Source organism: Roseomonas sp. 18066 (assembly GCF_902706185.1).
In the GTDB taxonomy this organism is placed as follows: Bacteria; Pseudomonadota; Alphaproteobacteria; order Acetobacterales; family Acetobacteraceae; genus Pseudoroseomonas.
On record NZ_CACSJM010000035.1, the window covers coordinates 17875 to 43117 of the forward strand.

Genomic DNA, 25243 nt, shown 5'->3' on the forward strand with positions numbered 1-25243 from the left:
GTAACAAAGCCTCGCCCGCGGCCGGGGTGACGACAAGCCGCAGTTTCCGCACGAAGCGTTGCCTTTTCGGCAACGCTACACGCGTTTGTCACCGTCCGGCCGGGGGGTGGGGCCATGGACAGGCGCGGGCGCGGCCGGGCATCTGTCACGCTACCGTCGCGATTGACGGGCCCGAGGAGTCGCCAAAACCCATGACCGAGCCAGCATGACGGAGCCTGGGGACCGGCGACCCATCGCCGCGCGCAACCTGGCGGTGATGACGCGGCTGGCCGGCTGGCTGATCCAGCGCCAAGCCTCGCCCAATGCGATTTCCGGCTGGGGGATGGTGGCGGGGCTGGGCGCCGGGCTGGCGCTGGCCGGCACCGCCTGGCTGCCGGAGGCGGCCCGGCCGCTCTGGCTGCTGGGCGCGCTGGGCATCCAGCTGCGGCTGCTGGCCAATCTGCTGGATGGCATGGTCGCCGTCGGCCGCGGCGTCACCTCGTCGGTGGGCGAGCTGTGGAACGAGGTCCCCGACCGGGTTTCCGACAGCGCCGTGCTGCTCGGCCTCGGTGTCGCGGCCGGCAATTGGGGCCTGGGCGCGGCGGCGGCGCTGGCCGCCATGGCGACCGCCTATATTCGCGCCATGGGCAAGGCCGCCGGCGCGCCGAGCGATTTCCGCGGCCCGATGGCCAAGCAGCAGCGCATGGCGCTGTCGACCGCCCTGGCGGTCTGGTGCGCGGTGGTGCCGCTGGGCTGGAGCCATGGCATCGGCCTGCCGGCCATCGTGCTCTGGGTGATCCTGGCGGGGTCGCTGCTGACCTGCTGGCGGCGGCTGTCGGGCACGGCCGCGGCGCTGCGCGGGAGGCCACGGGCATGAACGGGACGCTGGCCATTCCTGTCGCGCCGCCGGGCCTCGGCCGCGCCTTCGAGCATCCGGTGACCCAGGGCATCGTCATCGCGACGGTGGGCGTGCTGCTGGCGGCCTCGCTGATCATCCTGGCGCTGCAGATGACCGGGCGGATCAGCCCGTCGCTGCGCAAGGAGCTCTGGCTGCGCACCGGCGCCTGGGGCGTGCTGCTGCCGCTGATGCTGGGCCCGGTGCTGGCCGGGCGCGAATGGACCATCCTGGCGGTGACCCTGCTCGGCATCTTCTGCCTGCGCGAATACGACCGCGCCACGGGGCTGTTCCGCGAATACCTGCTGGCCGGCGTGGTCGCGCTCGGCATCCTGCTGGTGAACTTCGCGGCGCTCGACCATTGGTACGGCCTCTATGTCGCGCTCTGGCCGCTGATGGGCGTGCTGATCGCGGTGGCCACCATCCCGCAGGACCGGCCGGAGGGCTATATCCAGCGTGTGGGCCTCGCCACCTTCGCCTTCATGCTGTTCGGCGCCAGCCTGGCGCATCTCGGCTACATGGCCAACGACCCGGGCTACCGGCCGCTGGTGCTGCTGCTGCTGACCGCGGTGGCCTTGAACGACGTCGCCGCCTTCACGTTTGGAAAACTGTTCGGGCGGAAAAAACTGCTGCCGGCGACCAGCCCGAACAAGACCATCGCCGGCGCGCTGGGCGCGCTGACCACCACCACGCTGCTGGTCGCCTTCGTCTCCGGCCCGATCTTCGCCGGCACCGCGATGGAGCCACTCTGGCTGCGGCTGGTGCTGGGCGTCATCGTCTCGGTCGCCGGGCAGCTCGGCGACCTGATGCTGTCCTCGATCAAGCGGGATCTCGGCATCAAGGACATGGGCACGGTGCTGCCGGGCCATGGCGGCGTGCTGGACCGCTTCAACAGCCTGCTGCTGGTCTCGCCGGCGGTGTTCCATTTCCTGCGCTGGATCATGGATCTGGGCGCCGCCGGTCCGCACCGGCTGATCACCGGGTGAGCGCGCCATGAAATGGGACCTGCGCCCGGCGCGAGACCTCGGGCTGAAGCCGATCGACCGGCTGCGCTCTCAGGGGCGGGAGACCGGGCTGGGCAGCCTCGCCGCCCAGGGCGTCTGGCGGCGGATGGTGCGCGGCTACCTGGCCGTCGCGCATCGGCTGGTGGTCGAGGGGCGGGAGAACCTCCCGCCCGCGCCACCCTACGTCCTGATCGGCAACCACAGCAGCCACCTGGATGCGCTGACGCTTTCTTCAGTTCTGCGCGGCGCTGCCGCCCGGCGCGGCTATGCGCTGGCGGCGGGCGACTTCTTTTTCAGCTCGGGCGCGTCTTCCGCCTTCGCCGCCTATGCGGTGAACGCCCTGCCCGTCTGGCGCCGCCGCACGACGCGGAAAGAGCTGAACATGCTGCGCGACCGCCTGGTCGAGGATTCCCTGGTCTATATCCTCTTCCCCGAAGGCACCCGCAGCCGGGACGGCGCCATGGCGAAGTTCCAGCCCGGGCTGGGCACGCTGGTGGCGGGCACCTCGGTGCCGGTGGTGCCCTGCTATCTCGACGGCGCCCACAAGGCCTGGCCGCCGGAGGCCAAGTTCCCGAAGCCTTCGCCGCTGGTGCTGCGGATCGGCGCGCCCTTGCACTTCGCCGACCAGCCCAATGAGAAAGCCGGCTGGGCCGCCATCGCCGAAAAATCCGAAGCAGCGGTGCGCGCGCTGATCCGCTGAAGCCTCAGCCCGCCGGGGCGACCAGGATCGGCGCGAAGCTTTCTGCCTGGGACAGGCGAAGATCGCCTTCGCGGGCCAGCTCCAAAGCGGCGACGAAGGTGCTGGACAGGTCGCCGCGGCGTCGCCGCTTCGGCAGGAATTTTTCCAGGCTCCGCGGCGTGTCGAGACCGGGCAGCATCTCCCGGAACAGCGCCAGCGCCTCCGGCACGCGCCAGAGCTCCTGCGGCGGCGGGCGATAGGTCACGGCGAAAGCTTCTCCGCGCGGCAACGGGCCTTCCAGCAGCACCAGCAGTGCCTCGAGGAAGGCCAGCTGCGCCGCCGCCCGCGGCGGGCCCGCCGGCCGCTCCGGCGCGCCGCGGGCGAAGACATCGCGCCCCAGCTGCGGACGCGCCGACAGGAGGGCCGCGGCGGCGCGCATGGCGGCGAGCGTCTCCAGCTGCGCCAGGCGGCGCTGCGCCTCCTGCTCGGCCTCGAGCGCCTCTTCGGTGTTGCGCGGCGCCAGCAGGCGGGATTTCAGCAGCACCAGCTCGGCCGCCATCACCAGCCAGTCGCCGCGCTGCGCCAGCGGCACGCGGCCGGCGCTGTCCTGCAGGGCCGTCGCCAGCTGGTCGGTGGCCTCGGCGATGGGCAGCGCCGCCAGGTCGATCCGCTTGCGGCCGAGCATCTCGAGCAGGAAGTCGAGCGGGCCCTCGAAGCCCTCGATGCTCAGCAGCGGCGCCTCAGACATGGTCAAGGCGGGGCATCATCATAGACCGGGCGCAGGTCGAAGATCAGCGCGGGCCAGGCGTGGCGCAGCCGGCGCAGCGCCTGCCAGGGCGACCAGTCGGCGGCGAAGAATTCCAGCTCGATCCGGCCGCTGCGGGTCAGGCGGCGATCCTCGGCCGGCAGCGCCCGCACCTGGCGCAGCGCCCGCAGCGTGCCCCAGCGCCGCCGCAGCCAGGCGCGCGCCTCCACGTCGTCGGGGCCGCGGCGCAGCAGCGTCTGGGGGATCGGCAGCAGCCGGTGCAGGTCGAAGGGGCAGCGCCGGTCGGTCGCCGCCCGGGCCAGCAGCGCCGCCTGGTTGGCGCCCGCCGCGTCGCGCAGCCGCCGCGCCAGCAGCCGGGCGCCGGTCGGGCTGATCGCCGGCGGGCCCTCGACGGGCGCCAGCAGCTGCAGCCGCCAGTCTTCCTCCATCCGGTCGAGGTCGAGATGCCAGGGGATCTCGCCCGGCCCCGCCGCGGCGGCCGAGAAAGCCGCCATGGGCTCGGCAGGACCGCTGACGGTCAGGCGGTGGCGCAGCCAGTCGGTCCAGTCGGGCGCGAGCGGATCGCTGGCCAGGGCTCAGAGATCCAGCAGCCGCGCCGGGCTGTCGGCGGTGATCTTGGCGCGGCGGCGATAGGACTGCGTCGTGTTGAAGTCGCTCTGCCGGGCGTGCTGCATCACCTGCTCGTCGCGGGCGCCGTTCAGATAGGCCTCGGTGATAAAGCCGGCGCGCAGGCCATGCGGCGACAGGCGCTCGGCCGCGTCCACCGTGATGCCGGCACGCTCCGCCCGGCGGCGCAGGATGCGCCAGACGCCCTGGTCGCCCAGCCGCCCCTCCAGCGTCCCCGCCGCCGTCACCCGGCGGAACACCGGGCCATAGTCGATGCGGGCGCGCTTCAGCCAGTCCTCCACCGCCCGCACCGGGCAGGAGAGCGGGTTGTTGCCGCGCGGAATGCCGAGCCGCGCGCCCTCCGCCTCCTGGTCGCGCTTGGAGCGCGGGATCTCCAGCACCATGCCCTGGCTGGTGAAGCGCAGGTGCTCGCGGTCGATCGCCACCAGCTCCGACCGGCGCAGCGCCGCGGCGAAGCCGACCAGGAAGATCGCGCGGTCGCGCAGCCCCGCCAGATCCGTGCCGCAGGCGCGCAGCAGCTGCTTCACCTCGACCGAGGTCAGCGCCGCGGCCGGGCGGGTCGGCTTGCCATGGGTGACCAGGATGCCGCGCAGCGTGGCGCGGATCGCCGGATGGCCGGCCTGCCAGGGCAGGTTGGCCTGGCGATGCGCATGCGCGATGGCGGCCAGCCGCCGCTTCAGCCCGCTTCGGCCGAGGCTGCCGGCCAGGCTCGCCAGATGCGCCGCGACCAGCACCGGCTCGGCCGGCAGCGCGTCCTGGCCGAGCGGCGCGCACCATTCGGAAAAGGCGCGCCAGTCGCTGGCATAGGCGCGGCGGGTATTGGCCGAGAGCGAGCGGCCGGCATAGGCGGCGGCGCTGGCGATGGCGGCGCCGAGGGGGCCTGCCAGCAGCGCGGCGGCCTCGGGCGATTCCTGCTTCAGCGCCAGCACCAGGGATTGCGCTTTATCGGCCATGCCGCGGTTCTGCCAGAGAGACCCGCCTGGGGGCAAGAGACGCCGCGGCTTCCGCGCCTTGCCGCCGCGTGCAAGGCTCGCCGCCCGACGGAGAGGATCGCGGATGGACATCCTGGTGGTGGGGGCCGGCGTCGCCGGGCTGAGCCTGGCGCTGACCTTGCAGCGCGGCGGGCGGCAGGTGACGGTGATCGACCCGCTGCCGCCGGCCGGCGGCGCCAGCTTCGGCAATGCCGGGATGATCAGCGCCGACACGGCCATCCCGATCGCGCTGCCGGGCATGCTGCCGCGGGTGCCGCGCTGGCTGCTGGACCCGGACGGGCCGCTGGTGGTGCGGCCGCGCCACCTGCCGCGCGCCCTGCCCTGGCTGGCGCGCTGGATGGCCGAGGGCCGCGCGCAGGCCGCCACCCGCAACGCCGACGCCATGCGCGCTTTGCACAAGGATTCCTTCGGCCATTGGCGAGCGCTGCTCGGCGATGCCGATTTTGCCGATCTGATCCGGCAGACCGGTCAGGCCTATCTTTGGGAAGATCGCGCCCCGCCGCCGGGCAAGAATTTCGAGGACGGGCTGCGGGCGCGGCATGGGGTGGAGACGCGGCTTCTCGACCGTGGCGAACTGGAAAAACTGTTCCCGGGGATCGCGCCGAGCGTCAATCGCGGGCTGCTGCTGCCGGGCAATGGCCAGACGGTCAATCCGGGCCGGCTGGTGCGGCGGCTGGGCGAGAAACTTCTGGAAGCCGGCGGCGCGATCCGCGCCGAGCGGGTGATGAAGCTGCTCCCCACAACGCCCGGCTGGCGGGTGCTGACCAATATCGACAACCATGATGCGGCGGTGGTGGTGGTGGCCGGCGGCGCCTGGTCGAAGCCGCTGCTGGCGCCGCTGGGCTATGCCCTGCCGATCGAGGCCGAGCGCGGCTACCACGCGCTGCTGCCGGCGCCCTCGGTGACCCTGCCGATGACGGTGACGCTGAAAAGCCGCGGCTTCGGACTGACCTCGATGGAGATGGGCCTGCGCGCCGCCGGCACGGTGGAATTCGCCGGCATCGAGGCCGCCCCCGACGAGCGCCGCGCCGCGGCGCTCGTCGGCCAGGTGCGCGCGGTCTTCCCTGGCATCACCCATGCCACACCGAAACTCTGGATGGGCCACCGCCCGGGCACGCCGGACAGCCTGCCGCTGCTCGGTCCCTTACCCCGCCACCCAGGTCTCTTCCTCTGCTGCGGCCATGGGCATTTCGGCCTGACCGGCGGGCCACCGAGCGCTGCCATCGTCGCGGCCCTGATCAACGGGCAGCAGCCGGCGGTCGATCCTGCGCCCTATGCGCCGGGGCGGTTCAGCTAACCGCCGTCGCCCAGCAAGGCCTGGATCCGCCCTGCCAGCAGCTCCATGGCGAAAGGCTTGGTCAGCAGGTGCATGCCCGGCTCCAGCTGGCCTTCGCCGATCACCGCGCTCTCGGCATAGCCGGTGATGAACAGCACCGGCAGGCCGGGGCGCAGCGCCCGGCCGGCATCGGCCATCTGGCGCCCGTTCATCCCGCCCGGCAAGCCGACATCGGTGACCAGCAGGTCGATCCGCTGCTCGGACCGCAGATGCGCCAGGCCGCCGGCGCCATCGGCCGCCTCCAGCGCGGTGTAGCCCAGGTCCTCCAGCACGGTGCGCATCAGCATCCGCAAGGTCGGCTCGTCATCGACCACCAGCACCGTGCCGGCGCGGGACGGCAGCGGGGTCGCCAGGTCGGCCGGCGGCTCGGCGCCGGCGGGCTCGGCGGCGCCCTGGTGGCGCGGCAAATAGAGCATCAGGGTGGTGCCCTCGCCGGGCGCGGTGCGGATTTCCGCCTGGCCGCCGGACTGGCGGGCGAAGCCATAGATCATCGACAGGCCGAGCCCGGTGCCGAGGCCCAGCGGCTTGGTGGTGAAGAAGGGGTCGAAGGCGCGGCGGGCGACCTCGGGGTCCATGCCCGTGCCGCTGTCGCTGACCGACAGCGCCAGATAGGGTCCGGGCGGCAGCTCCAGCCGCCGGGCGGCGGCGGCGTCGAGCCGGCGGTTCGCCGTCTCGATGCGCAGCCGCCCGCCATCCGGCATGGCGTCGCGCGCATTGATGCACAGGTTGAGCAGCGCGTTCTCCAGCTGGTTGGGGTCGACCAGCACGGTCCAGAGGTCGTCGGCCGCCACCACCTCGGTGCGGATCGCCGGGCCCATGGTGCGCTCCACCAGCTCGGCCATGCCGGCGATCAGCCGGTTCACGTCGATCGGCTTCGGGTCCAGCGTCTGCCGGCGCGAGAAGGCCAGCAGCCGGTGGGTCAGCGCCGCCGCCCGCCGTGCCGCATCCTGGGCGGCGCCGATGAAGCGGCCGAGATCGTCGGTCTGGCCGCGCGCCACGCGGAACTGCAGCAGCTCCAGGCTGCCGGTGATGCCGGTCAGCATGTTGTTGAAGTCATGCGCCAGCCCGCCGGTCAGCTGGCCGACGGCCTCCATCTTCTGGCTCTGGCGCAGCTGCTCCTCGGCCAGCTGCAGCGCCTCGGCCTGCTCGCGCTCGGCGGTGAAGTCGCGGCCGCCGGCATTGACCAGCCCCTCGCCGGGCACGGCGTTCCAGGCGATCCAGCGATGCCCGCCATCGCGATGCTGCAGCCGGGTGTCGAAGCGGCAGCTCGCCTGGCCCTCGGCCATGCGGCGCATCGCCTCGTCCAGCGCCGCGCGGTCATCCGCAAGCACCAGCGAGGACAGGTCGCGGCCGATCAGCTCGGCCTCGCGCCAGCCCAGCACCGCGGTCCAGGCCGGGTTGGCGGCGGCGATGCGGCGGTCGAAGCGGGCCACCAGCATCAGGTCGGTGGTCAGCTGCCACAGCCGGTTGCGGTCGGCGGTGCGCTCGGCGACGCGCAGCTCCAGCGCCGCGTTCATCTCGGCCAGGCGGGCGCGTTCCTGGCGCAACGCCCGCTCGGCCAGGACCTTGCCGGTGCTCTCGATCACCGTGTCGATCATGCCGGCGACGCGGCCGGCCTCGTCGCGGATCGGGCTGTAGCAGAAGGTGAAAAACGCCTCCTCGAGATAGCCATGGCGCTCGATCTGCAGCGCGAAGTCCTCGATGAAGGTCGAGGCGCCGGCCAGGGCGCGGTCGGCGATCGGGCCGATCTGGTGCCAGACCTCCGGCCAGACCTCGCGCATCGGCTTGCCGAGCGCCTCCGGCTTCTCGCCCAGCATCGGCAGATAGGCATCGTTGTAGATGCTGATCAGCGCCGGCCCCCAGAACAGGCATTTGGGGAAATGCGAGGCCATGGCGGTATCGACCGCCAGGCGCAGCGCCACGGGCCAGCCGGTGATCGGCCCCAGCGGCGTGCTGTCCCAGGGGAAGTCGCGGATGCGCGCCGCCACGGCGCCGCCCGAGGCCGGGAAAGGCGCGGCCATCCCGGCGGGGGGCGAAGGCACGGGGCCGGCGGCGGGCGACGTCATGCGGCGGTCCTGGCGAGGGCATGGGCCGGCGGCAAGCGGCGCATCCGGCACCGGCCCAGCGATGCCACGCCGCCCCCGCCGCTGTCAAAGCGTCAGCCCAGGCTTATTTAAGGGCGGGCTTACTCGAAGGAGGGCGCCACCATCAGCCCGCCGTCGCGCCACAGCCGGTTCGGCCCGCCCTCGCGCGGGATCTGCACCGGCGCCGCGGGGCCGAGGTTGCGGTCATAGAGCTCGGCATAGTTGCCGACCTGGCGGATCGCCTCATAGGCCCAGCCCGGCTCCAGCCCCAGGGCCTTGCCCAGCGCGCCATCCAGCCCGAGCAGCCGCCGCGTCTCCGGATCGGTGCTGGCGCCGCGGCGCTCGGCCACATTGGCCGAGGTCACCCCGCGCGCCTCGCCGGCGACCAGGGCGTTCAGCGTCCAGCGGATGATGCTCGACCATTGCGGGTCATTGCCGCGCACCACCGGGCCGTTCAGCGCGACGGTGATGGTCTCCGGCAGGATCAGGTGCTGCGACGGATCGCGCAGCCCCTTGATGCGCGCCTGCAGCGTCGACTTGTCGGTGGTGTAGGCGTCGCAGCGCCCGGCCTCGTAGGCGCCGATCGCCTCCGGCGCGGTCTCGAAGACCACGGGGGTGAAGGCCACGCCCTGCGCGCGGAAGTAGTCGGCCAGGTTGCGCTCGGTGGTGGTGCCGCTCTGGGTGCAGATGCTGGCGCCCGACAGCTCCTTGACGTGGCCGATGTTGAGCGCGCGCCGCACCAGGAAGCCCTGGCCGTCATAGAAGGTGGTGCCGGTGAAGGCGAGGCCCAGCGCCGCCTCCCGCCCCAGCGTCCAGGTCACCGAGCGCGACAGCAGGTCGACCTCGCCCGATTGCAGCTGGGTGAAGCGGGCGACCGGCGTCGCCGGCTTGAAGGTCACCTTCGACGCATCGCCCAGGACGGCTGCCGCCACGGCGCGGCAGAAATCGACGTCCAGGCCCCGCCACTCGCCCTGGCTGTCCATGGCGAAGAAGCCGGGGAAGCTTTCGCCGACGCCGCAGGACAGGCGGCCGCGCTCGCGCACCTCATCGAGGGTGCCGGCATCGGCCGCCAGCGGCGCCAGGCCGCCGGCCAGCGCCGCCAGGGGAAGCAGGAAACGACGCATGGCCGGGATTCCGATCGAGAAAGGGTGGACCGCCGCATCAAAGCGCAATCGCCGCCATCCCGCCAGGGAGCATGCCCCGAGGCCCTTTCGGTATTCCCAGCCGTCGGCGCCAGCCCTATCCTGGCGACATCGCTCTTCATGCTGAGAACAGGTGAAATACCATGATGTGGAAGTGGTCGGTTGCCGCTGTCGCTTTGCTTTGTGCCGCCCCGCTGCAGACTGTGGCTGCCGCTGACCTGACCATGGGCAACAGCGCCTTTCCGCTGTCGGTCGACCCGCATTTCTACAACGGCATTGCCGACCGCAACCTGTCGCTGCATGTCTTCAGCCGGCTGGTCGAGCAGAAGGGCGACATGTCCCTGGCCCCGGGTCTGGCCACCGAGTGGAAGCTGGTCTCCGACACCGTCTGGGAATTCACCCTGCGCCCCGGCGTGAAGTGGTCGGACGGCCGCCCGGTGACGGCGGACGACATCGTCTTCTCGCTGACCCGCTCGGCCAATATCCCGAACAGCCCGCTGGGCTACGCGCCCTTCACCCGCGACATCGCGACGGTGGAAGCGGCCGGGCCCGGCGTGGTGCGGATCACGACGAAGCAGCCCTCGCCCAACCTGCCGATCAACATGACCGCCATCTCGATCGTGGCGAAGCATGCGGTCGAGGCCGGCGAGAATGATTTCGACGGGCTGCGCGCCGCGGTCGGCACCGGCCCCTACCGCGTCACCCGCTTCCTGAAGAACGAGCGCGTCGAGCTGGAGCGCAACCCGAACTGGTGGGGCGACCGGCCGGAATGGGACCGCGTCTCGATGCGCTTCATCGCCAATGAGGGTGCCCGCAGCGCGGCGCTGCTGTCCGGCGACGTCGACCTGATCGACAGCCCGTCGCGCAACGACCTGCCGCGCTTCCGCCAGGACAGCCGCTTCCGCGTCGCCTCCACCCCCGGCAACCGCTCGATCCTGCTGCTGCCGAACTTCGAGGCGGAAAGCAGCGCCCAGGCCGCCGACAATGACGGCAAGCCGCTGCCCGCCAATCCGCTGCGCGACCTGCGCGTGCGCCAGGCGCTGAGCCACGCCATCGACCGCGTCTCGCTGGCCGACCGCGTCCTCGAAGGCACCGCCCAGGCGGCCGGGCAGTTCATGTGGCCGGGCGCCTATTCCTACACGCCCGACATCGCCCTGCCCGCCTTCGACCAGGCCCGCGCCCGCGCGCTGCTGGCCGAGGCCGGCTTCCCCCAGGGCTTCCGCCTGACGCTGAGCGCCTTCGCCGACCGCCCGGACTTCCGCACGGTCGCCCAGGCCATCGCCCAGATGTGGAGCCGCGTCGGCGTGCGCACCACCGTCGACGCCATCCCGGCCTCGGTCTATCTCGGCCGCGGCGCCAAGCATGAATTCGCCATGCCCTTCTTCAGCTGGGGCATCAGCACCGGCGAGGCGGGCTACGCCCTGACCAACATGTTCACCACCATGGACCGCACCACCGGCCGCGGCCCGGCGAATTGGGGCGCCTATTCCAACCCCGCGCTCGACACGCTGATCGACCAGTCGCTGTCCACCATGGACAACGCGGCGCGCGAGAAGCTGCTGATCCAGGCACAGAAGATCGTGGCCGACAATGTCGCCGGCATCCCGCTGTACCAGCTGGTGAACTTCTGGGCGTCCCGCGCAGGCGTCACCTACGAGCCGCGGCAGGATCAGCGGACGGTGGCTTTCTCGGCGACGTCGACGAAGTAAGAAGACTAAAGGCTGGGGGGAATGAATTCCCCCAGACCCCCATCTTTTTTCTGATCACCGGCCGTTTGGGGATCAGCGCCCTGCTGGCACCGTCGTCAGGGCATCACGGCGGGGCGCATTTTTATGAGCGCGGCGTCCCGCCTCACCGGAAGACCGCGGCAGCCAGACAGAAAAAAGATGGGGTCCAGGGGAATTCATTCCCCTGGCCTTTTCTGTCTTCTCTTAAACTCCGTATTTCTTAAACCAAGCCAACATCCTTCCCCACCCATCTTCCGCGATCTCCTTGCGGTAGCTGGGGCGGTAGTCGGCGTGGAAGCCGTGCGGCGCCTCGGGGAAGACGACGATCTCCACGGTTTTCCCAGCGGCGCGGGCCTTTTCCGCCGCGGCCTCGACGGTGGCCGGCGGGATGCCGGTGTCGGCGGCGCCGTAGAGGCCCAGCAGCGGCGCCTTCAGCTCGGCCGCCGCATCGGTCGCGGTGCGGGGCTGGATGGCGCTGGTGGCGCCGGCGACGGGGCCGTACCAGGCCACGGCCGCCTTCAGCTGCGCGTTGTGCGCGGCGTAGAGCCAGGTGTTGCGGCCGCCGCGGCAGAAGCCGGTGACCGCCAGCCGGCCGGCGTCGCCACGGCCCTCGGTGGTGGCCCAGGCGAGCGCGCTGTCCAGGTCGGACAGCACCAGGGCGTCGGGGGCCTTGCTGATGACCTCGCGGACGATGGTGGCGGCGTCGGTCATCTTGGACAGGTCGGCCAGGCGCGCATAGAGCTCCGGCGCCACGGCCAGGTAGCCGGCCTTGGCCAGGCGGCGGCAGGTGTCCTTGATGTATTCGTGGACGCCGAAGATCTCCTCGATCACCAGCACCACCGGGAAGGGCCCGGCGCCTTCGGGGCGGGCGTAGTAGGTGGGCATGCTGCCATCGGCCACGGGCACCTGCACCTCGCCGGCGGAGAGCCCCTGGGTGTCGGTGGCGATGACCTGGGCGCTGGCGCCGTGGGGGACGGCCAGCGTCAGACCGGTCATCAGCGAGGTCATCATGAAGCCGCGGCGCGCCAGGTCGCCGAGGAGGGGGTTGGGGGCGGGCATCAGCCCGTCCAGGCCGTGAAGGTCGTCCATCGCCGGCGTCTCCTGTGGGGGATCTGCGGCGATGCTAGACCTGTGCTCAGCGGCTGAACAGCGTCCCGCGCTCGGCGTAGAGCACGCAGCCCAGCGCCGCGATGCCGCAGGCGGCCAGGCCCAGCAGCATGGGCACGGCGGTGCCGTCGAAATGCTGGCCGATCCAGAAGCCGATCAGCGCGCCGCCCAGGGTGGTGACGAAGCCTTGCACGGCGCTGGCGGTGCCGGCGACATGGCCGAGCGGCTCCATGGCGAGCGCGCCGAAATTGGGCACGGCCAGGCCGAAGCAGAACATCAGCGGCGCCTGCAGCAGGATGAAGCTCCACAGCGTCTCGTAGCCGGCCAGCGCCACCAGGGCGTGGACGGTGCCGACGACGATATAGCCCAGCAGCGCCAGGTGGCTGATGCGGCGCGAGCCGAAGCGGACGACGACGCGGGCATTGGTCAGCGAGGCCAGGGCCATGAAGCCGGCGATCAGCGCGAAGACCGCGGGGAACAGCGCCTCGGCGTGGAAGACATCGGCGAAGAGCTGCTGCACCGAGTTGATGAAGCCGAAGATGCAGCCCAGCATCATGGTCATCGCCAGCATGTAGCCGACGGCGCTGCGGTGGCCGAGCACGGCGGCGAAGGCGCGCGCCACGCGGCCCGGGTTGATCGGCATGCGGTCGGCCGGGTTCAGCGTCTCCGGCAGGCGGAAGGTCACCCAGGCCGAGACCAGCGCGCCGAAGGTGGCCAGCACCCCAAAGATCCAGGGCCAGGGGGCAACTGAAACAATCGCCTGGCCGATCGAGGGGGCGATGATCGGGACGGCGAGGAAGACGATGAAGGACAGCGACATGACGCGCGCCATCTGCGGCCCGGCATAGCGGTCGCGCACGATGGAGATGGTCAGCACCCGCGCGCCCGCCGCCCCCACACCCTGGGCAGCGCGGGCCAGCAGCATGGTGTCCAGCGTCGGCGCCAGGGCGCAGGCGATGCTGCACAGGGTGTAGATGACCAGCCCGGTCAGCAGCACCGGCTTGCGGCCGAAGCGGTCGGCGAGCGGGCCATAGACGATCTGCGCCGCGCCGAAGCCCAGCAGATAGGCGGTGATGATCCACTGCCGGTCGTTGTCGGTGGCGATGCCCAGGGCGCGGCCGATTTCCGGCAGGGCGGGCAGCATGGAATCGATGGCCAGCGCATTGACCGCCATCAGCGCCGCGATCAACGCGACGAACTGCCGGAAGCCCATGGCCCCGCGGGCCGCTTGCTCACGCACCTGTCGTCTCCCCTGCCCCCAAAGCCCGCGGGCGACGCGCCAGGGGGCGCCGCCGCGGTCGGGGGTCGTGCTTCAACTCTGCCGGTGACGCCGCCTCAGCGCCAGCCGCCGCCCAGGACCTTGTACAGGGTCACCAGGCTGGCCAGCCGGTCGCGCCGCAGGGTGATCAGGGTCTGCTGGGCGGCGTAGAGCTCGCGCTGCGAATCGAGCGTGGTCAGGTAGCTGTCCACGCCGCTGCGGAAGCGGAGCTCGGACAGGCGGTAGCTGTCGGCATAGGCCTCGGTCAAGCCCTGCTGCGCCGCCAGCTGGTCGCCATAGGTGCCGCGCGCGGCCAGCGCATCGGCCACCTCGCGGAAGGCGGTCTGGATTGTCTTCTCATAGGTCGCGACCTGAACATTGCTTTGGATCTTGGCAAGGTCGAGATTCGCCTGGTTGGTGCCGCCCGAGAAGATCGGGATGTTGATCTGCGGCGCGAAGCTCCAGCTGCCTGAGCCGGGCTGGAACAGCCGCGACAGGGCGGCGCCGGCGCTGCCGACATTGCTGGTCAGCGTGATGCTGGGGAAGAAGGCCGCGCGCGCCGCGCCGATATCGGCATTGGCGGCCTGCAGGCTGTGCTCGGCCGAGAGGACGTCGGGGCGGCGGATCAGCAGATCGGACGACAGGCCGGCGGGCACGTCGGCCAGCATCAGCCCCGACGACAGGCTGCTGGCGGGCAGGTCGGCCGGCACCGGCTGGCCCAGCAGCAGGGCCAGCGCATTCTCGTCCTGCGCCAGCTGGCGGGTGTATTGCGCCTGGTTGGCGCGCGCCGTCTCCACCGCCGTCTGCGCCTGGCGCAGCGTCAGCGCGGTCGCCGTGCCGCCCTGGGTCACCGCCTGGGTCAGGCGGTAGGACTGCTCCTGGCTGGCCAGCGTCTGCTTCGTCAGCGCCAGCAGCTCGCGATCGGCCAGCACGGTCAGCCAGGCATCGGCGACCTGGCCGACCAGGGTGATCTGCGCGGCGCGGCGGGTCTCCTCCAGCGCCAGGTAGTCCTCGAAGGCGGCGCGGCTCTGGCTGCGGACGCGGCCGAACAGGTCAAGCTCCCAACTGGTGAAGCCGACGCCGGCGCTCCAGCTGCGGCTGGTCACCGGGTTGGTGCGGCCGGTGGCGCTGCCGCCGGCCAGGTCCGCCGGGGTCTGGGCGTAGCTGGCGCTGCTGGTGGCGCCGAAGGCGGGGAACAGCCCGCCGCGCTGGGCGCGATAGGTGGCCTCGGCGGCGGCGACATTCAGCGTCGAGACGCGCAGGTCACGGTTGTTCTCCAGCGCGATCGACACCAGCCGCCGCAAGGCGGGATCCAGGAAGAAATCCTGCCAGGCGATAGCGTCGGCGGTCTGCGCGCCGGCGGCGGGCGGGAGGTAGGCGGCGCCGGCCGGCCAGCTGGCGGAGACCGGCGCGGCCGGCCGGGCATAGTCGGGGTCCAGCGAGCAGCCGGCCAGCAGCAGCGCCGCGAGGCCCAGCATCGGCAGGCCCAGCATCGGCAGGCCCGGCATGGGGGGGGTGCGGAACATGCTCAGGACTCCAGGCTCGGCTGGGCGGCGGCCGGCTCGCGGTCGCGGTCGCGGTCGCGGCTGCGCTGGGTGCGGAACAGCTTCAGCACCAGGGTGAAGAAGACAGGGACGAAGAACACGGCCAGCACGGTGCCGGCGATGACGCCGCCGATCACGCCGGTGCCGATGGCGGTGCGGCCGCCGGCGCCGGCGCCGGTCGCGATGGCCAGCGGCACAACGCCGAGCACGAAGGCCAGCGAGGTCATCAGGATCGGCCGCAGCCGCTCCTTCGCCGCATGCAGGGCGGAGTCCACCAGGCTTTCGCCGGACTCAAAGTGCTCCTTGGCGAATTCGACGATCAGGATGGCGTTCTTGGCGGAGAGGCCGATGGTGGTCAGCAGGCCGACCTGGAAATAGACGTCGTTGGCCATGCCGCGCATCAGCGTCGCCAGCACCGCGCCGAAGACGCCGAGCGGGATGACCAGCAGCACCGAGGCCGGGATCGCCCAGCTTTCATACAGCGCGGCGAGGCACAGGAAGACCACCAGGATCGAGATGGCGTAGAGCGCCATGGCCTGGGAGCCTGCCGCGCGTTCCTCGTAGGACAGGCCGGTCCAGTCGATGGCGATGCCGGCGGGCAGCTCGGCGGCCAGGCGCTCCATCTCGGCCATGGCGGCGCCGGTGCTCTGGCCGGCGGCGGCGTCGCCCAGGATCTCGATCGAGTTGGTGCCGTTGTAGCGCGACAGCTTGGGCGAGCCGACCTCCCAGCTGGCGCTGGCGAAGGCGGAGAAGGGCACCATGCTGCCGGCGGTGTTGCGCACCTGCCAGCGGTCGAGGTCCTCGGGCAGCATGCGCGACGGCGCGTCGCCCTGCATGTAGACGCGCTTGATGCGGCCGCGGTCGAGGAAGTCGGACAGGTAGGTGGAGCCGAAGGCGGCCGACAGCGTCGCGTTGATGTCGCCGACGGCGAGGCCGAGCGCGCTCGCCTTCTCCCAGTCGATGTTCAGCCGGTATTGCGGCTCGTCGCGCAGGCTGTTGGGGCGGACGCCGACCAGCAGCGGGCTCTTGGCCGCCGCCGCCAGCAGCTTGTCGCGGGCCTCCGACAGCGCTGCCTGGCCCAGGCCGCCGCGGTCGAGCAGCTGCATGTCGAAGCCGGTGGCATTGCCGAGCTCGGAGACGGCGGGCGGCGAGAAGGCGAAGATCTGCGCGTCGGGGTAGCTGGCGAAGCGCGCCATGACGCGGCCGGCGATGGCGGCGACCTGGGCGTCGGCGGCCTTGCGCTCGCCCCAGTCCTTCAGCCGGACGAAGGCCATGGCCGAGCTCTGGCCGCGGCCGCCGAAGCTGAAGCCGACGATGCCCATCACCGACTGGACGCGCGCGCCCTCCTCCTTCAGCAGGAAGTCGGTGACATCGTTGATCGCCTGCTGGGTGCGCTCGACGGTCGCCCCCGGCGGCGTCGAGACCTGGACGAACATCACGCCCTGGTCCTCGGCCGGCAGGAAGCTGGCGGGCAGGCGCAGATAGAGCACGCCCATGGCGCCGGCGATCAGCGCATAGACCAGCATGACGCGGGCGGGCCGCGCCACCAGCCGTTGCACGCCGCCGCCATAGGCGCGGTTGGTGCGGTCGAAGCCGCGGTTGAACCAGCCGAAGAAGCCCTTCGTGCCGGCGCCATGCTTCGGCCGGCGCAGGATGGTGGCGCAGAGCGCCGGGGTGAAGACCAGCGCCACGATGACCGACAGCGTCATGGCGGTGACGATGGTGATGGAGAACTGCCGGTAGATGACGCCGGCCGAGCCCGCGAAGAAGAACATCGGCAGGAACACCGCCGACAGCACCAGCGCGATGCCGACCAGCGCGCCGGAGATCTGGTCCATCGACTTGCGGGTGGCTTCCAGCGGCGACAGGCCTTCCTGCTCCATCACCCGCTCGACATTCTCGACCACGACGATGGCGTCGTCCACCAGCAGGCCGATGGCCAGCACCATGCCGAACATGGTCAGCGTGTTGATCGAGTAGCCGGCGAAGGACAGCACCGCGAAGGTGCCGAGCAGCACCACCGGCACGGCCAGCGTCGGGATCAGGGTCGCGCGGAAATTCTGCAGGAAGACGAACATGACGATGAAGACGAGGACCATGGCCTCGACCAGCGCCTTGATCACCTCCTCGATCGAGATCTGCACGAAGGGGGTGGTGTCGAAGGGATAGACCACCTCCAGCCCATGCGGGAAGCTCGGCTTCAGCCCGTCGATGGTGGCGCGCACGGCGGCCGCGGTGGAGACCGCATTGGCGCCGCTGGCCAGCTGGATGCCGATCGCCGCCGTGGCCTGGCCGTTGTAGCGGCTGCTGATGCTGAAGCTCTGCGCGTCCAGCTCGATGCGGGCCACGTCGCGCAGTCGCACCTGGCTGCCATCGGTCTTCACCCGCAGCAGGATGGCGCCGAACTGCTCCGGCGTGTTCAGGTAGGAGGGGCCGATCAGCGTGGCGTTCAGCCGCTGGCCGGGAACCGAGGGCAGCGCGCCCAGCTCGCCGGAGGCGACCTGCACGTTCTGCGCCGCGATCGCCGTCGAGATGTCCGACGGCATCAGGTTGAAGGACAGCAGCCGCTCCGGGTCGATCCAGACGCGCATGGCATATTGCGAGCCGAACAGCTGGAAGTCGCCGACGCCGGCGGTGCGGGTGATCGGGTCCTGCACGCTGGAGGCGATGTAGTCGGCGATGTCAGGCCCCGACATGCTGCCGTCGGTGGAGACGAAGCCCATCACCATCATGAAGTTGGAGGTCGCCTTGGCGACGCGGATGCCGGTGTTGCGCACCGTCTCCGGCAGGCGGCTCTCGGCCAGGGCCAGCTTGTTCTGCACCTGCACCTGGGCGATGTCGGGGTCGGTGCCCTGGCGGAAGGTCAGCTTGATGACGGCGCTGCCGTCGCGGTTGCTGTCCGAGCTGAAATAGAGCAGCCCGTCGAGGCCGGTCATCTGCTGCTCGATCACCTGGACCACGGTGTTCTGCACCGTCTCGGCCGAGGCGCCGGAATAGTTCAGGCTGATCTGGATCGCCGGCGGCGCGATGTTGGGATATTGCGCGACCGGCAGGCTGCGCAGCGCCAGCAGGCCGGCCAGCATGATGCTGAGCGCGATGACCCAGGCGAAGACCGGGCGGGCGATGAAGAAACGGGCCATGGCGCGGTCAGCTCCCCGCCTGCTGACCGGCCCGCTGGCCGATGCGGGCGTCGAAATCGGCGGCCGAGACCTCGGTCACCTGCGGCTTGGCGCCCGGCGCGATGCGCTGCAGCCCCTCGACCACGACGCGGTCGCCGGCCTGCAGCCCGGCCGAGACCAGCCACTTGTTGCCGATGGCGCGCTCGGCGCGCAGCACCCGGCTGGCCACCGTGCCGTCGCCCTGCACCACCATGGCGATGGCCTCGCCGCGGTAGTTGCGGGTCACCGCCTGCTGCGGCACCAGCAGCGCCTCGGGGGCGACGCCCTCCTCCAGCCGCTGGCGGACGAACATGCCGGGCATCAGCAGCCCGTCGGGATTGGGGAATTCGGCGCGCAGCGTGACCGAGCCGGTCTCGGCATCGACCGTCGCCTCGGAGAATTGCAGCTTTCCGGCCTGCGGATAGGCGGTGCCGTCTTCCAGCAGCAGATGCACCTCGGCCGCCGCCGCCTCGCCGCTGCTGCGGATGCGCCCCGCCGCCAGCTCGCGCCGCAGCCGCAGCAGCGTGGCCGAGGGCTGGGTCACGTCGACATAGATCGGGTCGAGCTGCGTCACCGTCAGCAGCGCCCCGGTCTGGTCGGCGGTGACCAGCGCGCCGACCGTCAGGCTGGAGCGGCTGGTACGGCCGGCGATCGGCGAGCCGATGCGGGTATAGTCGAGGTTGATCTGCGCGGTCTCGACGGAGGCGCGGCCGGAGGCGACATCGGCCTCGGCCTGGCGCTGGGCGGCCACCGCATTGTCGTAGTCGAGCCGGCTGATGGCGTTCTGCGCCACCAGCGGTCGGTAGCGGTTGGCGGTGACGCGGGCGGCGCTCAGGGTCGCCTCGGCCCGGGCCAGGGTGGCCTGGGCGCTGGCCAGCGCCGCGCGATACGGCGCCGGGTCAATCTGGAACAGCGTCTGGCCGGCGGCGACGGTCTCGCCCTCGCGATACAGCTTCTCGCGGATCACGCCGCCGACCTGCGGCCGGATCTCGGCGGTCTGATAGGCGCTGGTGCGGCCGGGCAGCAGGGTCTCCAGCGCCACGGCCTCGGGGGCCAGCCGCACCACGGTCACCGGCGGCGGCGGGGCGGCGGCCTGGCCCTGGGCCCGCGCCTCCTCCTTGCAGCCGGCCAGCGCCAGGGTGCCAAGCAGCAGGGCTCCGGCCGGCAGCGCGCGCCGGGCCAGCGGCCGGCCCAAGCGGGCTGGGAAAGCATGTGACGAGAGGGTCATGCGGGGGCATCCTCGGGAGGCTTGTCGACGCCGTTGGAAACCGTGTAGTTTCCGGGGCGCCGGAAACTGGCCGGTTTCCGAGGTCCGGTCAAGCCGATACCGCAGTGCACAAATTGTTTGATGGATGACGTTACAGATGGATACGAAGGCGGCGGCTGAGCTGACCCTGACGCCCCCCCTGGTGCCGACCATGGTTGGAGCGCCGGCGGATTGCGCGCTGCGCCAGCGGGTGGTCGCCGCCGCCGCGGCCGAATTCCGCGCCCGCGGCTTCCACCTGGCGACGATGGACGCCATCGCGCGCGGCGCCGGCTGCTCGAAGAAGACGATCTACAAGCATTTCGCCTCGAAGGAGGACCTGTTCCTCGCGCTGCAGGACCTGCGCGACGACGCCTTCCTGCGCATCGGCATCGACCATGCGGCGGCACCCGCCGAGGCGCTGGGCCGCTTCATGCGCGAGGTGGCGGCGCTGCTGCTGAGCGACCAGGCGATCGCCGGCATCCGCATGGCGCTGGCCGAATACACCCACAGCCCGGCGCTGCTGGACGCCGCCGAGCGGCGCGGCGTCAGCAAGGCGCGCTTCGCCCTGGAGGACTATCTGGAGGCGCTGGAGCGGCGCGGCCTCTATGCCTTCGGCCCGCCGCACGAGGCGGCGCGGCTGCTGATGGGCATGGCGATCGGCGCCTTCCACCACGAGCAGCTGATGGGCTTCGTGGCGCATTTCCCGCAAGCCGTGGTCGAGGCCCGCATCGACCGCGCCATCGCCATCTTCCTGAACGGCTGCCGGAAGGGCTGAGCCTTCCGGCAAGCCTCCGGCAGCAGGCGTCAGGCCGGCAGCGGCACCAGGCTGCCGACCCGGGCCAGCGCCCGGCCGAAGCGCTGCACCACCTCGGCGATCAGCGGCGCGGTCATCACCGTGGTGGTGGTCATGGCGCAGCGCGGCAGCGGGAACAGCCCTTCCAGCAGCATGGCCAGGTGCAGCTCCTGGGTGAAGGCGGCGTCGGGCCGCGTCGCCGACGACACCGGCCCCTGCCCCGGATCGTAGAAATACAGCCCGAGCATCGAGCCGACCCGGCGGGTGTGCAGCGGGATGCCCTTGGCCGCCGCCTCGGCCCGCAGCCCGGCTTCCAGCAGCTGCGCCAGGCGGTCGATATGGGCGATGGCCTCGGCGGTCAGGGCGCGGACCGAGGCGAGGCCGGCCGCCATGGTCACCGGATTGCCGCTGAACGTGCCGGAGGCCAGGGCGCGCGGCGCGGCCGGGTCGACCACCGCCAGCAGATACGCCCGGCCGCCGACGCCGCCGACCGGGAAGCCGCCGCCGATCACCTTGCCCAGCATCACCAGGTCGGGGGTGAAGTCGAGCCGCGACTGGGCGCCGCCCAGGGCCAGGCGGAAGCTGATCACCTCGTCGAGCACAAAGATGATGTTCTTCCGGCTGCACGCCTCGTGGACGGTGCGCAGGAAGCCCGGCGGCGGCACCGCAAAACCACCGGAGCCCAGCACCGGCTCCAGGAAGACCGCCGCGATTTCTTCCCCGTGCTGCTCGATGACGGAGAGGAAAGCCTCGGTGTCGCCGTAAGGCGCGGAGAAGTGGACCGGCCCGGGCGCGCCGCGGCCGCCCAGGTTGGTATCCCACATGGTGCCGTGATAGCCGCCCTGGGCCATCAGGAAGCGGTGCCGCCCGGTCTGGCCGCGGGCGATGTTCAGCGCCAGCGAGAAGGCCTCGGTGCCGGAATTACAGAAAAGAACCTTCTCGACGGCGGGCAGGCGGGCGACCAGCGCCTCGGCCAGCTCGATCTGCGCGGTGTTGTTGGCCGGCCAGGCGCTGCCCTGGGCCAGCTGCGCGGCGGCCGCCTGCACGATCGGCGGGAAGGCGTTGCCATGCACCAGGCTGTACATGTTGCTGGCGAGGTCGATGTAGCGGGCGCCATCGGCGTCCCACAGAAAAGAGCCCTCGGCGCGGGTGACGGTCAGCGGATAGGGGTCGTGGAAGGCGATGGCGCGGGAGCTGGCGATGGGCATCGCGGCCTTGCCCCGCGCCTCCCATGCGGCCGAGGCGCTGGTGGCCTCGCGGAAATCCTGCTGCAGGCTGGCATTGCGCATCGGCGGGCCCCTTCTCGCTGGCGGCGCCATTCAGGACCGGGCGCGGATAAAAATCCAGATCAGACGCCGCGCAAAAGAATCTCGGCGCGCAGCCCCGGGGCGCTCGCCCGGTTGCGCAGCGCCAGCGCCCAGCCGCCCTGGCGCAGCGCCAGCTCGGTGATGGCCAGGCCCAGCCCGCTGCCGGTCGGGCTCTTGTGGCGGCCGCGGAAGAAGCGCTGGGTGACCAGCGGCAGCTCCTCCGGCGGGATGCCGGGGCCTTCATCCTCGACATAGAGCCGCTCGCCATCCTCGAGGCCCCAGCGCACCAGCCCGCCCGGCGGCATGTGCTGCACCGCGTTCTCGTGCAGGTTGCGTAAGGCGAGCGCCAGCAGCGCGCGGTTGCCGCGCAGCACCAGGCCGCGCAGCTCAGGCGCGATCTCGACCCGGCCGGCGGCGCCGCGCTGCGGCTCGGTGACCTCGGCCAGCAGCGATTCCAGGTCGATCGCCTCCAGCCGCTCGGCCTCGCTGCCGGAATCCAGCTTGGCCATGCTGAGCAGCTGCTTCACCAGCCGGGTGGTGCGGTCGACGGCGACCAGGATCTGCCGCAGCGCGCCCTCGCGCACGGCGGCGTCGCCGCGGGCGGCGATGGCGATCTGCGCCTGCGCCTTCAGCCCGGCCAGCGGCGTGCGCAGCTCATGGGCGGCGAAGGCGGTGACCGCGCGCTCCTGCCGCCGCGCCGCCTCGACCTTGGCGAAAAGGTCGTTCAGCGCCTGCACCACCGGGCGGATCTCGGTGGGTGCATCCGGCGCCGCCTCGATCGGGCGCATATCCTCCTCGGAGCGGCGGTTCAGCTCGCTGGTCAGGGCGCGCAGGGGGCGGAAGCCGCGGGCGAGGCAGGCCCAGATCAGCAGGCCGAGCAGCGGCAGGATCAGCAGCCCCGGCACCAGCAGGCTCTTGATCAGCTCGGCCAGCAGCGCCTGGCGCTCCACCAGCCGGTCGCCGACCAGGATGCGCAACCCCTTGCCGGCATCCTCGACGACATAGACGCGCCAGGGCTCGCCGCCGACATCATGGTCGGCGAAGCCCGGCGGCTGGTCCGACAGCTTTGCCAGCGGCGCGCCTTCCGAGCGGGCCACCAGCCGGCCATCCAGCGACCAGACCTGGCAGGAGAGCGGCCGGCCGGCCCCTTCCAGCGAGGGGATCCGCGCCGCGCCCGGGCTGGCGGCCACCAGGTTGCCGTCGGTCAGCAGCGAGGCGACCATATGCGCCGAGGCCTGCAGCCGGCTGTCCAGCACCTGCTGCAGCCGGTGCGTGGCGCCGGCATAGATCCAGGCGGCGGCGCAGAGCCAGAGCAGCCCGGTGCCGGCCAGCAGGATGGCGAAGAGCTTGCCCTGAATGGATTTCATCGGGGAGCCCGCATCCGGTAGCCGACGCCGCGCACCGTCTCGATCGCCTCGCGGCCCAGCTTGGCGCGCAGGTTGTGGACATAGACCTCGACGGCGTTGCTCTCGATCTCCTCCTGCCAGCCATAGAGGCGGGTCTCGATGTCGGGGCGCGACTTGATCACGCCCGGCCGCTCCATCAGCGCGGCGAGGACCGAGAATTCGCGGCGCGACAGCTCGACCGGGCGGCCGGCGAGCGTCACCCGCTGCGCCGCGGGATCGAGCAGGATATCGCCCAGCTGCAGCAGCGCCGCCGCCCGCCCCGCCGCGCGCCGGGCGATGGCGCGCACCCGCGCCGCGAGCTCATCCAGGTCGAAGGGTTTTCCAAGGTGGTCGTCGGCGCCGGTGTCGAGGCCGCGGATGCGGTCGGCCACCTCGTCCAGCGCGGTCAGCAGCAGCACCGGCGTGCGGTCGCCGCCGCGCCGCCAGCCGGCCAGCAGGTCGAGGCCGGAGCCGTCGGGCAGCATGACATCCAGCACCACGGCGTCGAAGCCGCCGGTGGCCAGCGCCGCGCGGGCATCGGCGCAGCTGGCGACGCCGTCCACCGTGGCGCCGGCCAGGCCCAGCCCGACGCGGACGGCATCCAGCAGCACCGCGTCATCCTCCACCACCAGCACCCGCATCGCTTTTGAGATATCCTCTGCCGATGGCCGCTTTGGCCGGGTTGGCTTAAGGCGACCTTAAGCGAGCGCCCCCGCGCGGCGCTTGTCTGCCGTCATGCAGATGCGTATATCGTCGAGGCCAGGGCCGCCAGCCGGCTCTGCGGAGGGCCCGATGAGCGCGACCACCCCGGATGCCGTGGCTGCCGAATACGGCGCCCGCCTGGACCTGGCCATGCAGGTCGCCCAGATCGAGCGCGCCCAGGCCGAGACCCGCAAATTCGCCGCCGAGCAGAACAAGCTGGCCGAGGAGGCGACCAAGTTCGCCGCCGAGCAGAGCAAGCTGACCGAGGAAGCGCGCAAGCTCGGCCAGGAAACCAACAAGATGGGCGCCGAGGCGCTGAAATTCGCCGCCGAGCAGCTGAAGCTCTCGGCCGAGCAGATGAAGCTGCAGCGCGACCGCAGCCTGTCGCCCTGGCTGGCCATGGGCGCTGCCGCCGGCGGCGTGGTCACCATCGCCACCCTGCTGCTGCGGGCGCTGGGCGTGCTGCAGTAATCGTTTAAGCATTCCTTAAGCTCGACCCGCCACAAGCGCCGCGATCCGCCTCCTCCAGGATCGCCGCGGCGGCTGGTCCCGGGCCGTCGCGGCCCCCCCTCCCTTCAGGGTTCCAGCATCGGCAGCAGGTCGTGGCGCCGCGCCGCCTGCTCCAGCAGCCCATCGGTCCGGGCCTCCTGCAGGAAGCGGTTGACCTCGGCCAGCAGCGCCGGCTCGCCCGGCCGCATGGCATAGGCATAGCGGGTGACGCCGAAATCCTCCGGCATCTCGATGACGCGGAACAGGTCCTGCCCGCGCAGCAGCCGCCGCGTGTAGGGATAGTCGGAGATGAAGATATCGGCGCGGCCGGCCTGCACCTCGGCCTCCCGCGTCTGCGGCGGGCGCACCACCGACAGCGTCGCCGCGCGCAGCCGCTGCCGCATCATCGGCTCCATCAGCGTGCCGGCGGCGACCGCCACCACCACCCCGGGCTGGTCCACCGCCTGCCAGCGCTGCAGCCCCTGGTTGCCGCGGTCGACCACGCCATAGACCCGGCCGCGCAGATAGGCCTCGCTGAAGGCGACGCGCGCGGCGCGCTCCGGGGTGACGCCGACGCCGAACATGGCGATGTCGCAGGCCTCCTCCTCCAGCGCCTCGACGAAGCGGGCGAAGCTGGTGTCGATGAATTCGGGCCGGACCTGCAGCCGCTCGGCCAGGGCGCGGGCCATGTCGATGTCGAAGCCTTCCAGGGCACGGTTGCGCGGGTTTCGGTAACTGATCGCGTAGTATTCCGGCCAGATGCAGACCCGCAGCAGGCCGCGCGCCTGGATCGTGGCCAGGAGCGGCCGCGCCAAGACAGAGGCAGGCGCGGCCTCCGCGGCCATCAGCCCCGCCGCCGGCCCCGCGGCCAGCCCCGCCGCCAGCCCGTCGGGCTGGGCCGGCCGCGTGGCGGTCTTGTCGAGAAAAGTATTCGCGGCGTTACGCGACCAGCCGGGACGCGTTTCGGCAACAATAGCGAAACAGGTCGCCAGCAGAAGGACCATGACCCCCCCCGCCCCTCGC

21 protein-coding genes are annotated in these 25243 nt (G+C 71.7%); 7 read left to right on the forward strand and 14 right to left on the reverse strand.

What is annotated here, in order from left to right; genetic code table 11:
* Positions 1-205 precede the first annotated feature (205 nt).
* Genes GVN67_RS09620 through GVN67_RS09630 form a run of 3 tightly spaced genes read left to right on the forward strand, consistent with a single transcriptional unit; the run spans position 206 to position 2578 of the window.
* Positions 206-856, forward strand: a complete 651-nt coding sequence (locus GVN67_RS09620) for a CDP-alcohol phosphatidyltransferase family protein (RefSeq protein ID WP_159995211.1) — start codon at positions 206-208, stop codon at positions 854-856.
* A complete protein-coding gene (locus GVN67_RS09625; protein ID WP_159995213.1) occupies positions 853-1860 on the forward strand; it encodes a phosphatidate cytidylyltransferase in 1008 nt (335 codons plus the stop codon). The genes GVN67_RS09620 and GVN67_RS09625 overlap by 4 nt, the downstream gene beginning before the upstream one ends.
* Before the next feature lie 7 nt (positions 1861-1867).
* Positions 1868-2578 carry a lysophospholipid acyltransferase family protein gene (locus GVN67_RS09630; RefSeq protein ID WP_159995215.1) on the forward strand — a complete coding sequence of 237 codons (711 nt, stop codon included), beginning with the start codon at positions 1868-1870 and terminating at the stop codon, positions 2576-2578.
* Positions 2579-2582: 4 nt separating this feature from the next.
* Here the strand turns inward: GVN67_RS09630 and GVN67_RS09635 are convergent, their stop codons facing one another.
* The 3 genes from GVN67_RS09635 to GVN67_RS09645 form a co-directional block, all read right to left on the reverse strand.
* A complete protein-coding gene (locus tag GVN67_RS09635) occupies positions 2583-3305 on the reverse strand; it encodes a ScpA family protein (protein ID WP_235035215.1) in 723 nt (240 codons plus the stop codon).
* 2 nt (positions 3306-3307) lie between these two features.
* Entirely contained in the window at positions 3308-3817 is a 510-nt protein-coding gene (locus GVN67_RS09640) for a hypothetical protein (protein WP_159995219.1), read from the reverse strand.
* 81 nt (positions 3818-3898) lie between these two features.
* Entirely contained in the window at positions 3899-4903 is a 1005-nt protein-coding gene (locus GVN67_RS09645) for a site-specific integrase (RefSeq protein ID WP_159995221.1), read from the reverse strand.
* A 103-nt stretch (positions 4904-5006) separates the two neighbouring features.
* Between GVN67_RS09645 and GVN67_RS09650 the strand changes: the two genes are divergently transcribed.
* Positions 5007-6239 (forward strand): FAD-dependent oxidoreductase, encoded by a 1233-nt coding sequence (locus tag GVN67_RS09650; RefSeq protein WP_159995223.1) that lies wholly within the window; start codon positions 5007-5009, stop codon positions 6237-6239.
* Here GVN67_RS09650 and GVN67_RS09655 read toward each other — a convergent pair.
* Positions 6236-8344 carry a PAS domain-containing sensor histidine kinase gene (locus tag GVN67_RS09655; RefSeq protein WP_235035210.1) on the reverse strand — a complete coding sequence of 703 codons (2109 nt, stop codon included), beginning with the start codon at positions 8342-8344 and terminating at the stop codon, positions 6236-6238. The genes GVN67_RS09650 and GVN67_RS09655 overlap by 4 nt on opposite strands.
* Positions 8345-8463: 119 nt before the next feature.
* Positions 8464-9486 (reverse strand): amino acid ABC transporter substrate-binding protein, encoded by a 1023-nt coding sequence (locus GVN67_RS09660; RefSeq protein ID WP_159995225.1) that lies wholly within the window; start codon positions 9484-9486, stop codon positions 8464-8466.
* A gap of 221 nt (positions 9487-9707) precedes the next feature.
* Between GVN67_RS09660 and GVN67_RS09665 the strand changes: the two genes are divergently transcribed.
* Positions 9708-11213 carry an ABC transporter substrate-binding protein gene (locus tag GVN67_RS09665; RefSeq protein WP_235035211.1) on the forward strand — a complete coding sequence of 502 codons (1506 nt, stop codon included), beginning with the start codon at positions 9708-9710 and terminating at the stop codon, positions 11211-11213.
* Positions 11214-11435: 222 nt separating this feature from the next.
* Here GVN67_RS09665 and GVN67_RS09670 read toward each other — a convergent pair whose 3' ends face one another.
* The 5 genes from GVN67_RS09670 to GVN67_RS09690 form a co-directional block, all read right to left on the reverse strand.
* Entirely contained in the window at positions 11436-12320 is an 885-nt protein-coding gene (locus GVN67_RS09670; protein ID WP_159995227.1) for a dienelactone hydrolase family protein, read from the reverse strand.
* 46 nt (positions 12321-12366) lie between these two features.
* The gene (locus tag GVN67_RS09675) at positions 12367-13578 is read right to left on the reverse strand and encodes a multidrug effflux MFS transporter (protein WP_235035212.1); all 1212 of its coding nucleotides are present in this window, start codon (positions 13576-13578) and stop codon (positions 12367-12369) included.
* A gap of 95 nt (positions 13579-13673) precedes the next feature.
* Positions 13674-15122, reverse strand: a complete 1449-nt coding sequence (locus tag GVN67_RS09680; RefSeq protein ID WP_304621454.1) for an efflux transporter outer membrane subunit — start codon at positions 15120-15122, stop codon at positions 13674-13676.
* A gap of 2 nt (positions 15123-15124) precedes the next feature.
* Positions 15125-18280: an efflux RND transporter permease subunit gene (locus GVN67_RS09685; RefSeq protein ID WP_159995229.1), complete on the reverse strand. Its 3156-nt coding sequence runs from the start codon at positions 18278-18280 to the stop codon at positions 15125-15127.
* A 7-nt stretch (positions 18281-18287) separates the two neighbouring features.
* Positions 18288-19526 carry an efflux RND transporter periplasmic adaptor subunit gene (locus tag GVN67_RS09690; RefSeq protein WP_159995231.1) on the reverse strand — a complete coding sequence of 413 codons (1239 nt, stop codon included), beginning with the start codon at positions 19524-19526 and terminating at the stop codon, positions 18288-18290.
* Between the two features lie 136 nt (positions 19527-19662).
* On the opposite strand from GVN67_RS09690, the gene GVN67_RS09695 reads away from it, so the two are divergent.
* A complete protein-coding gene (locus tag GVN67_RS09695; RefSeq protein ID WP_159995233.1) occupies positions 19663-20319 on the forward strand; it encodes a TetR/AcrR family transcriptional regulator in 657 nt (218 codons plus the stop codon).
* Positions 20320-20348: 29 nt separating this feature from the next.
* Here GVN67_RS09695 and GVN67_RS09700 read toward each other — a convergent pair whose 3' ends face one another.
* Genes GVN67_RS09700 through GVN67_RS09710 form a run of 3 tightly spaced genes read right to left on the reverse strand, consistent with a single transcriptional unit; the run spans position 20349 to position 23670 of the window.
* Positions 20349-21626 (reverse strand): aminotransferase class III-fold pyridoxal phosphate-dependent enzyme, encoded by a 1278-nt coding sequence (locus GVN67_RS09700; protein WP_159995235.1) that lies wholly within the window; start codon positions 21624-21626, stop codon positions 20349-20351.
* 59 nt (positions 21627-21685) lie between these two features.
* On the reverse strand, positions 21686-23011 hold the full coding sequence (locus GVN67_RS09705) for a sensor histidine kinase N-terminal domain-containing protein (protein ID WP_159995237.1): 1326 nt from the start codon (positions 23009-23011) through the stop codon (positions 21686-21688).
* Positions 23008-23670 (reverse strand): response regulator, encoded by a 663-nt coding sequence (locus GVN67_RS09710; RefSeq protein WP_159995239.1) that lies wholly within the window; start codon positions 23668-23670, stop codon positions 23008-23010. Before GVN67_RS09710 ends, GVN67_RS09705 begins: the two co-directional genes overlap by 4 nt.
* A gap of 151 nt (positions 23671-23821) precedes the next feature.
* On the opposite strand from GVN67_RS09710, the gene GVN67_RS09715 reads away from it, so the two are divergent.
* A complete protein-coding gene (locus GVN67_RS09715; protein ID WP_159995241.1) occupies positions 23822-24202 on the forward strand; it encodes a hypothetical protein in 381 nt (126 codons plus the stop codon).
* A gap of 104 nt (positions 24203-24306) precedes the next feature.
* Here GVN67_RS09715 and GVN67_RS09720 read toward each other — a convergent pair.
* Positions 24307-25243 (reverse strand): ABC transporter substrate-binding protein (locus GVN67_RS09720; RefSeq protein WP_235035213.1); only part of this gene is annotated, 937 nt, incomplete at its 5' end.

Bases quoted from the DNA above. Each gene is read 5' to 3' on its own strand.
- GVN67_RS09700 (WP_159995235.1), bottom strand. From the start codon at position 21,626: ATGCGCAATGCCAGCCTGCAGCAGGATTTCCGCGAGGCCACCAGCGCC.
- GVN67_RS09645 (WP_159995221.1), bottom strand. From the start codon at position 4,903: ATGGCCGATAAAGCGCAATCCCTGGTGCTGGCGCTGAAGCAGGAATCG.
- GVN67_RS09710 (WP_159995239.1), bottom strand. From the start codon at position 23,670: ATGCGGGTGCTGGTGGTGGAGGATGACGCGGTGCTGCTGGATGCCGTC.
- GVN67_RS09690 (WP_159995231.1), bottom strand. From the start codon at position 19,526: ATGACCCTCTCGTCACATGCTTTCCCAGCCCGCTTGGGCCGGCCGCTG.
- GVN67_RS09630 (WP_159995215.1), top strand. From the start codon at position 1,868: ATGAAATGGGACCTGCGCCCGGCGCGAGACCTCGGGCTGAAGCCGATC.
- GVN67_RS09655 (WP_235035210.1), bottom strand. From the start codon at position 8,344: ATGACGTCGCCCGCCGCCGGCCCCGTGCCTTCGCCCCCCGCCGGGATG.
- GVN67_RS09670 (WP_159995227.1), bottom strand. From the start codon at position 12,320: ATGGACGACCTTCACGGCCTGGACGGGCTGATGCCCGCCCCCAACCCC.
- GVN67_RS09620 (WP_159995211.1), top strand. From the start codon at position 206: ATGACGGAGCCTGGGGACCGGCGACCCATCGCCGCGCGCAACCTGGCG.
- GVN67_RS09635 (WP_235035215.1), bottom strand. From the start codon at position 3,305: ATGTCTGAGGCGCCGCTGCTGAGCATCGAGGGCTTCGAGGGCCCGCTC.
- GVN67_RS09695 (WP_159995233.1), top strand. From the start codon at position 19,663: ATGGATACGAAGGCGGCGGCTGAGCTGACCCTGACGCCCCCCCTGGTG.
- GVN67_RS09705 (WP_159995237.1), bottom strand. From the start codon at position 23,011: ATGAAATCCATTCAGGGCAAGCTCTTCGCCATCCTGCTGGCCGGCACC.
- GVN67_RS09660 (WP_159995225.1), bottom strand. From the start codon at position 9,486: ATGCGTCGTTTCCTGCTTCCCCTGGCGGCGCTGGCCGGCGGCCTGGCG.
- GVN67_RS09625 (WP_159995213.1), top strand. From the start codon at position 853: ATGAACGGGACGCTGGCCATTCCTGTCGCGCCGCCGGGCCTCGGCCGC.
- GVN67_RS09685 (WP_159995229.1), bottom strand. From the start codon at position 18,280: ATGGCCCGTTTCTTCATCGCCCGCCCGGTCTTCGCCTGGGTCATCGCG.
- GVN67_RS09715 (WP_159995241.1), top strand. From the start codon at position 23,822: ATGAGCGCGACCACCCCGGATGCCGTGGCTGCCGAATACGGCGCCCGC.
- GVN67_RS09680 (WP_304621454.1), bottom strand. From the start codon at position 15,122: ATGTTCCGCACCCCCCCCATGCCGGGCCTGCCGATGCTGGGCCTGCCG.
- GVN67_RS09650 (WP_159995223.1), top strand. From the start codon at position 5,007: ATGGACATCCTGGTGGTGGGGGCCGGCGTCGCCGGGCTGAGCCTGGCG.
- GVN67_RS09640 (WP_159995219.1), bottom strand. From the start codon at position 3,817: ATGGCGGCTTTCTCGGCCGCCGCGGCGGGGCCGGGCGAGATCCCCTGG.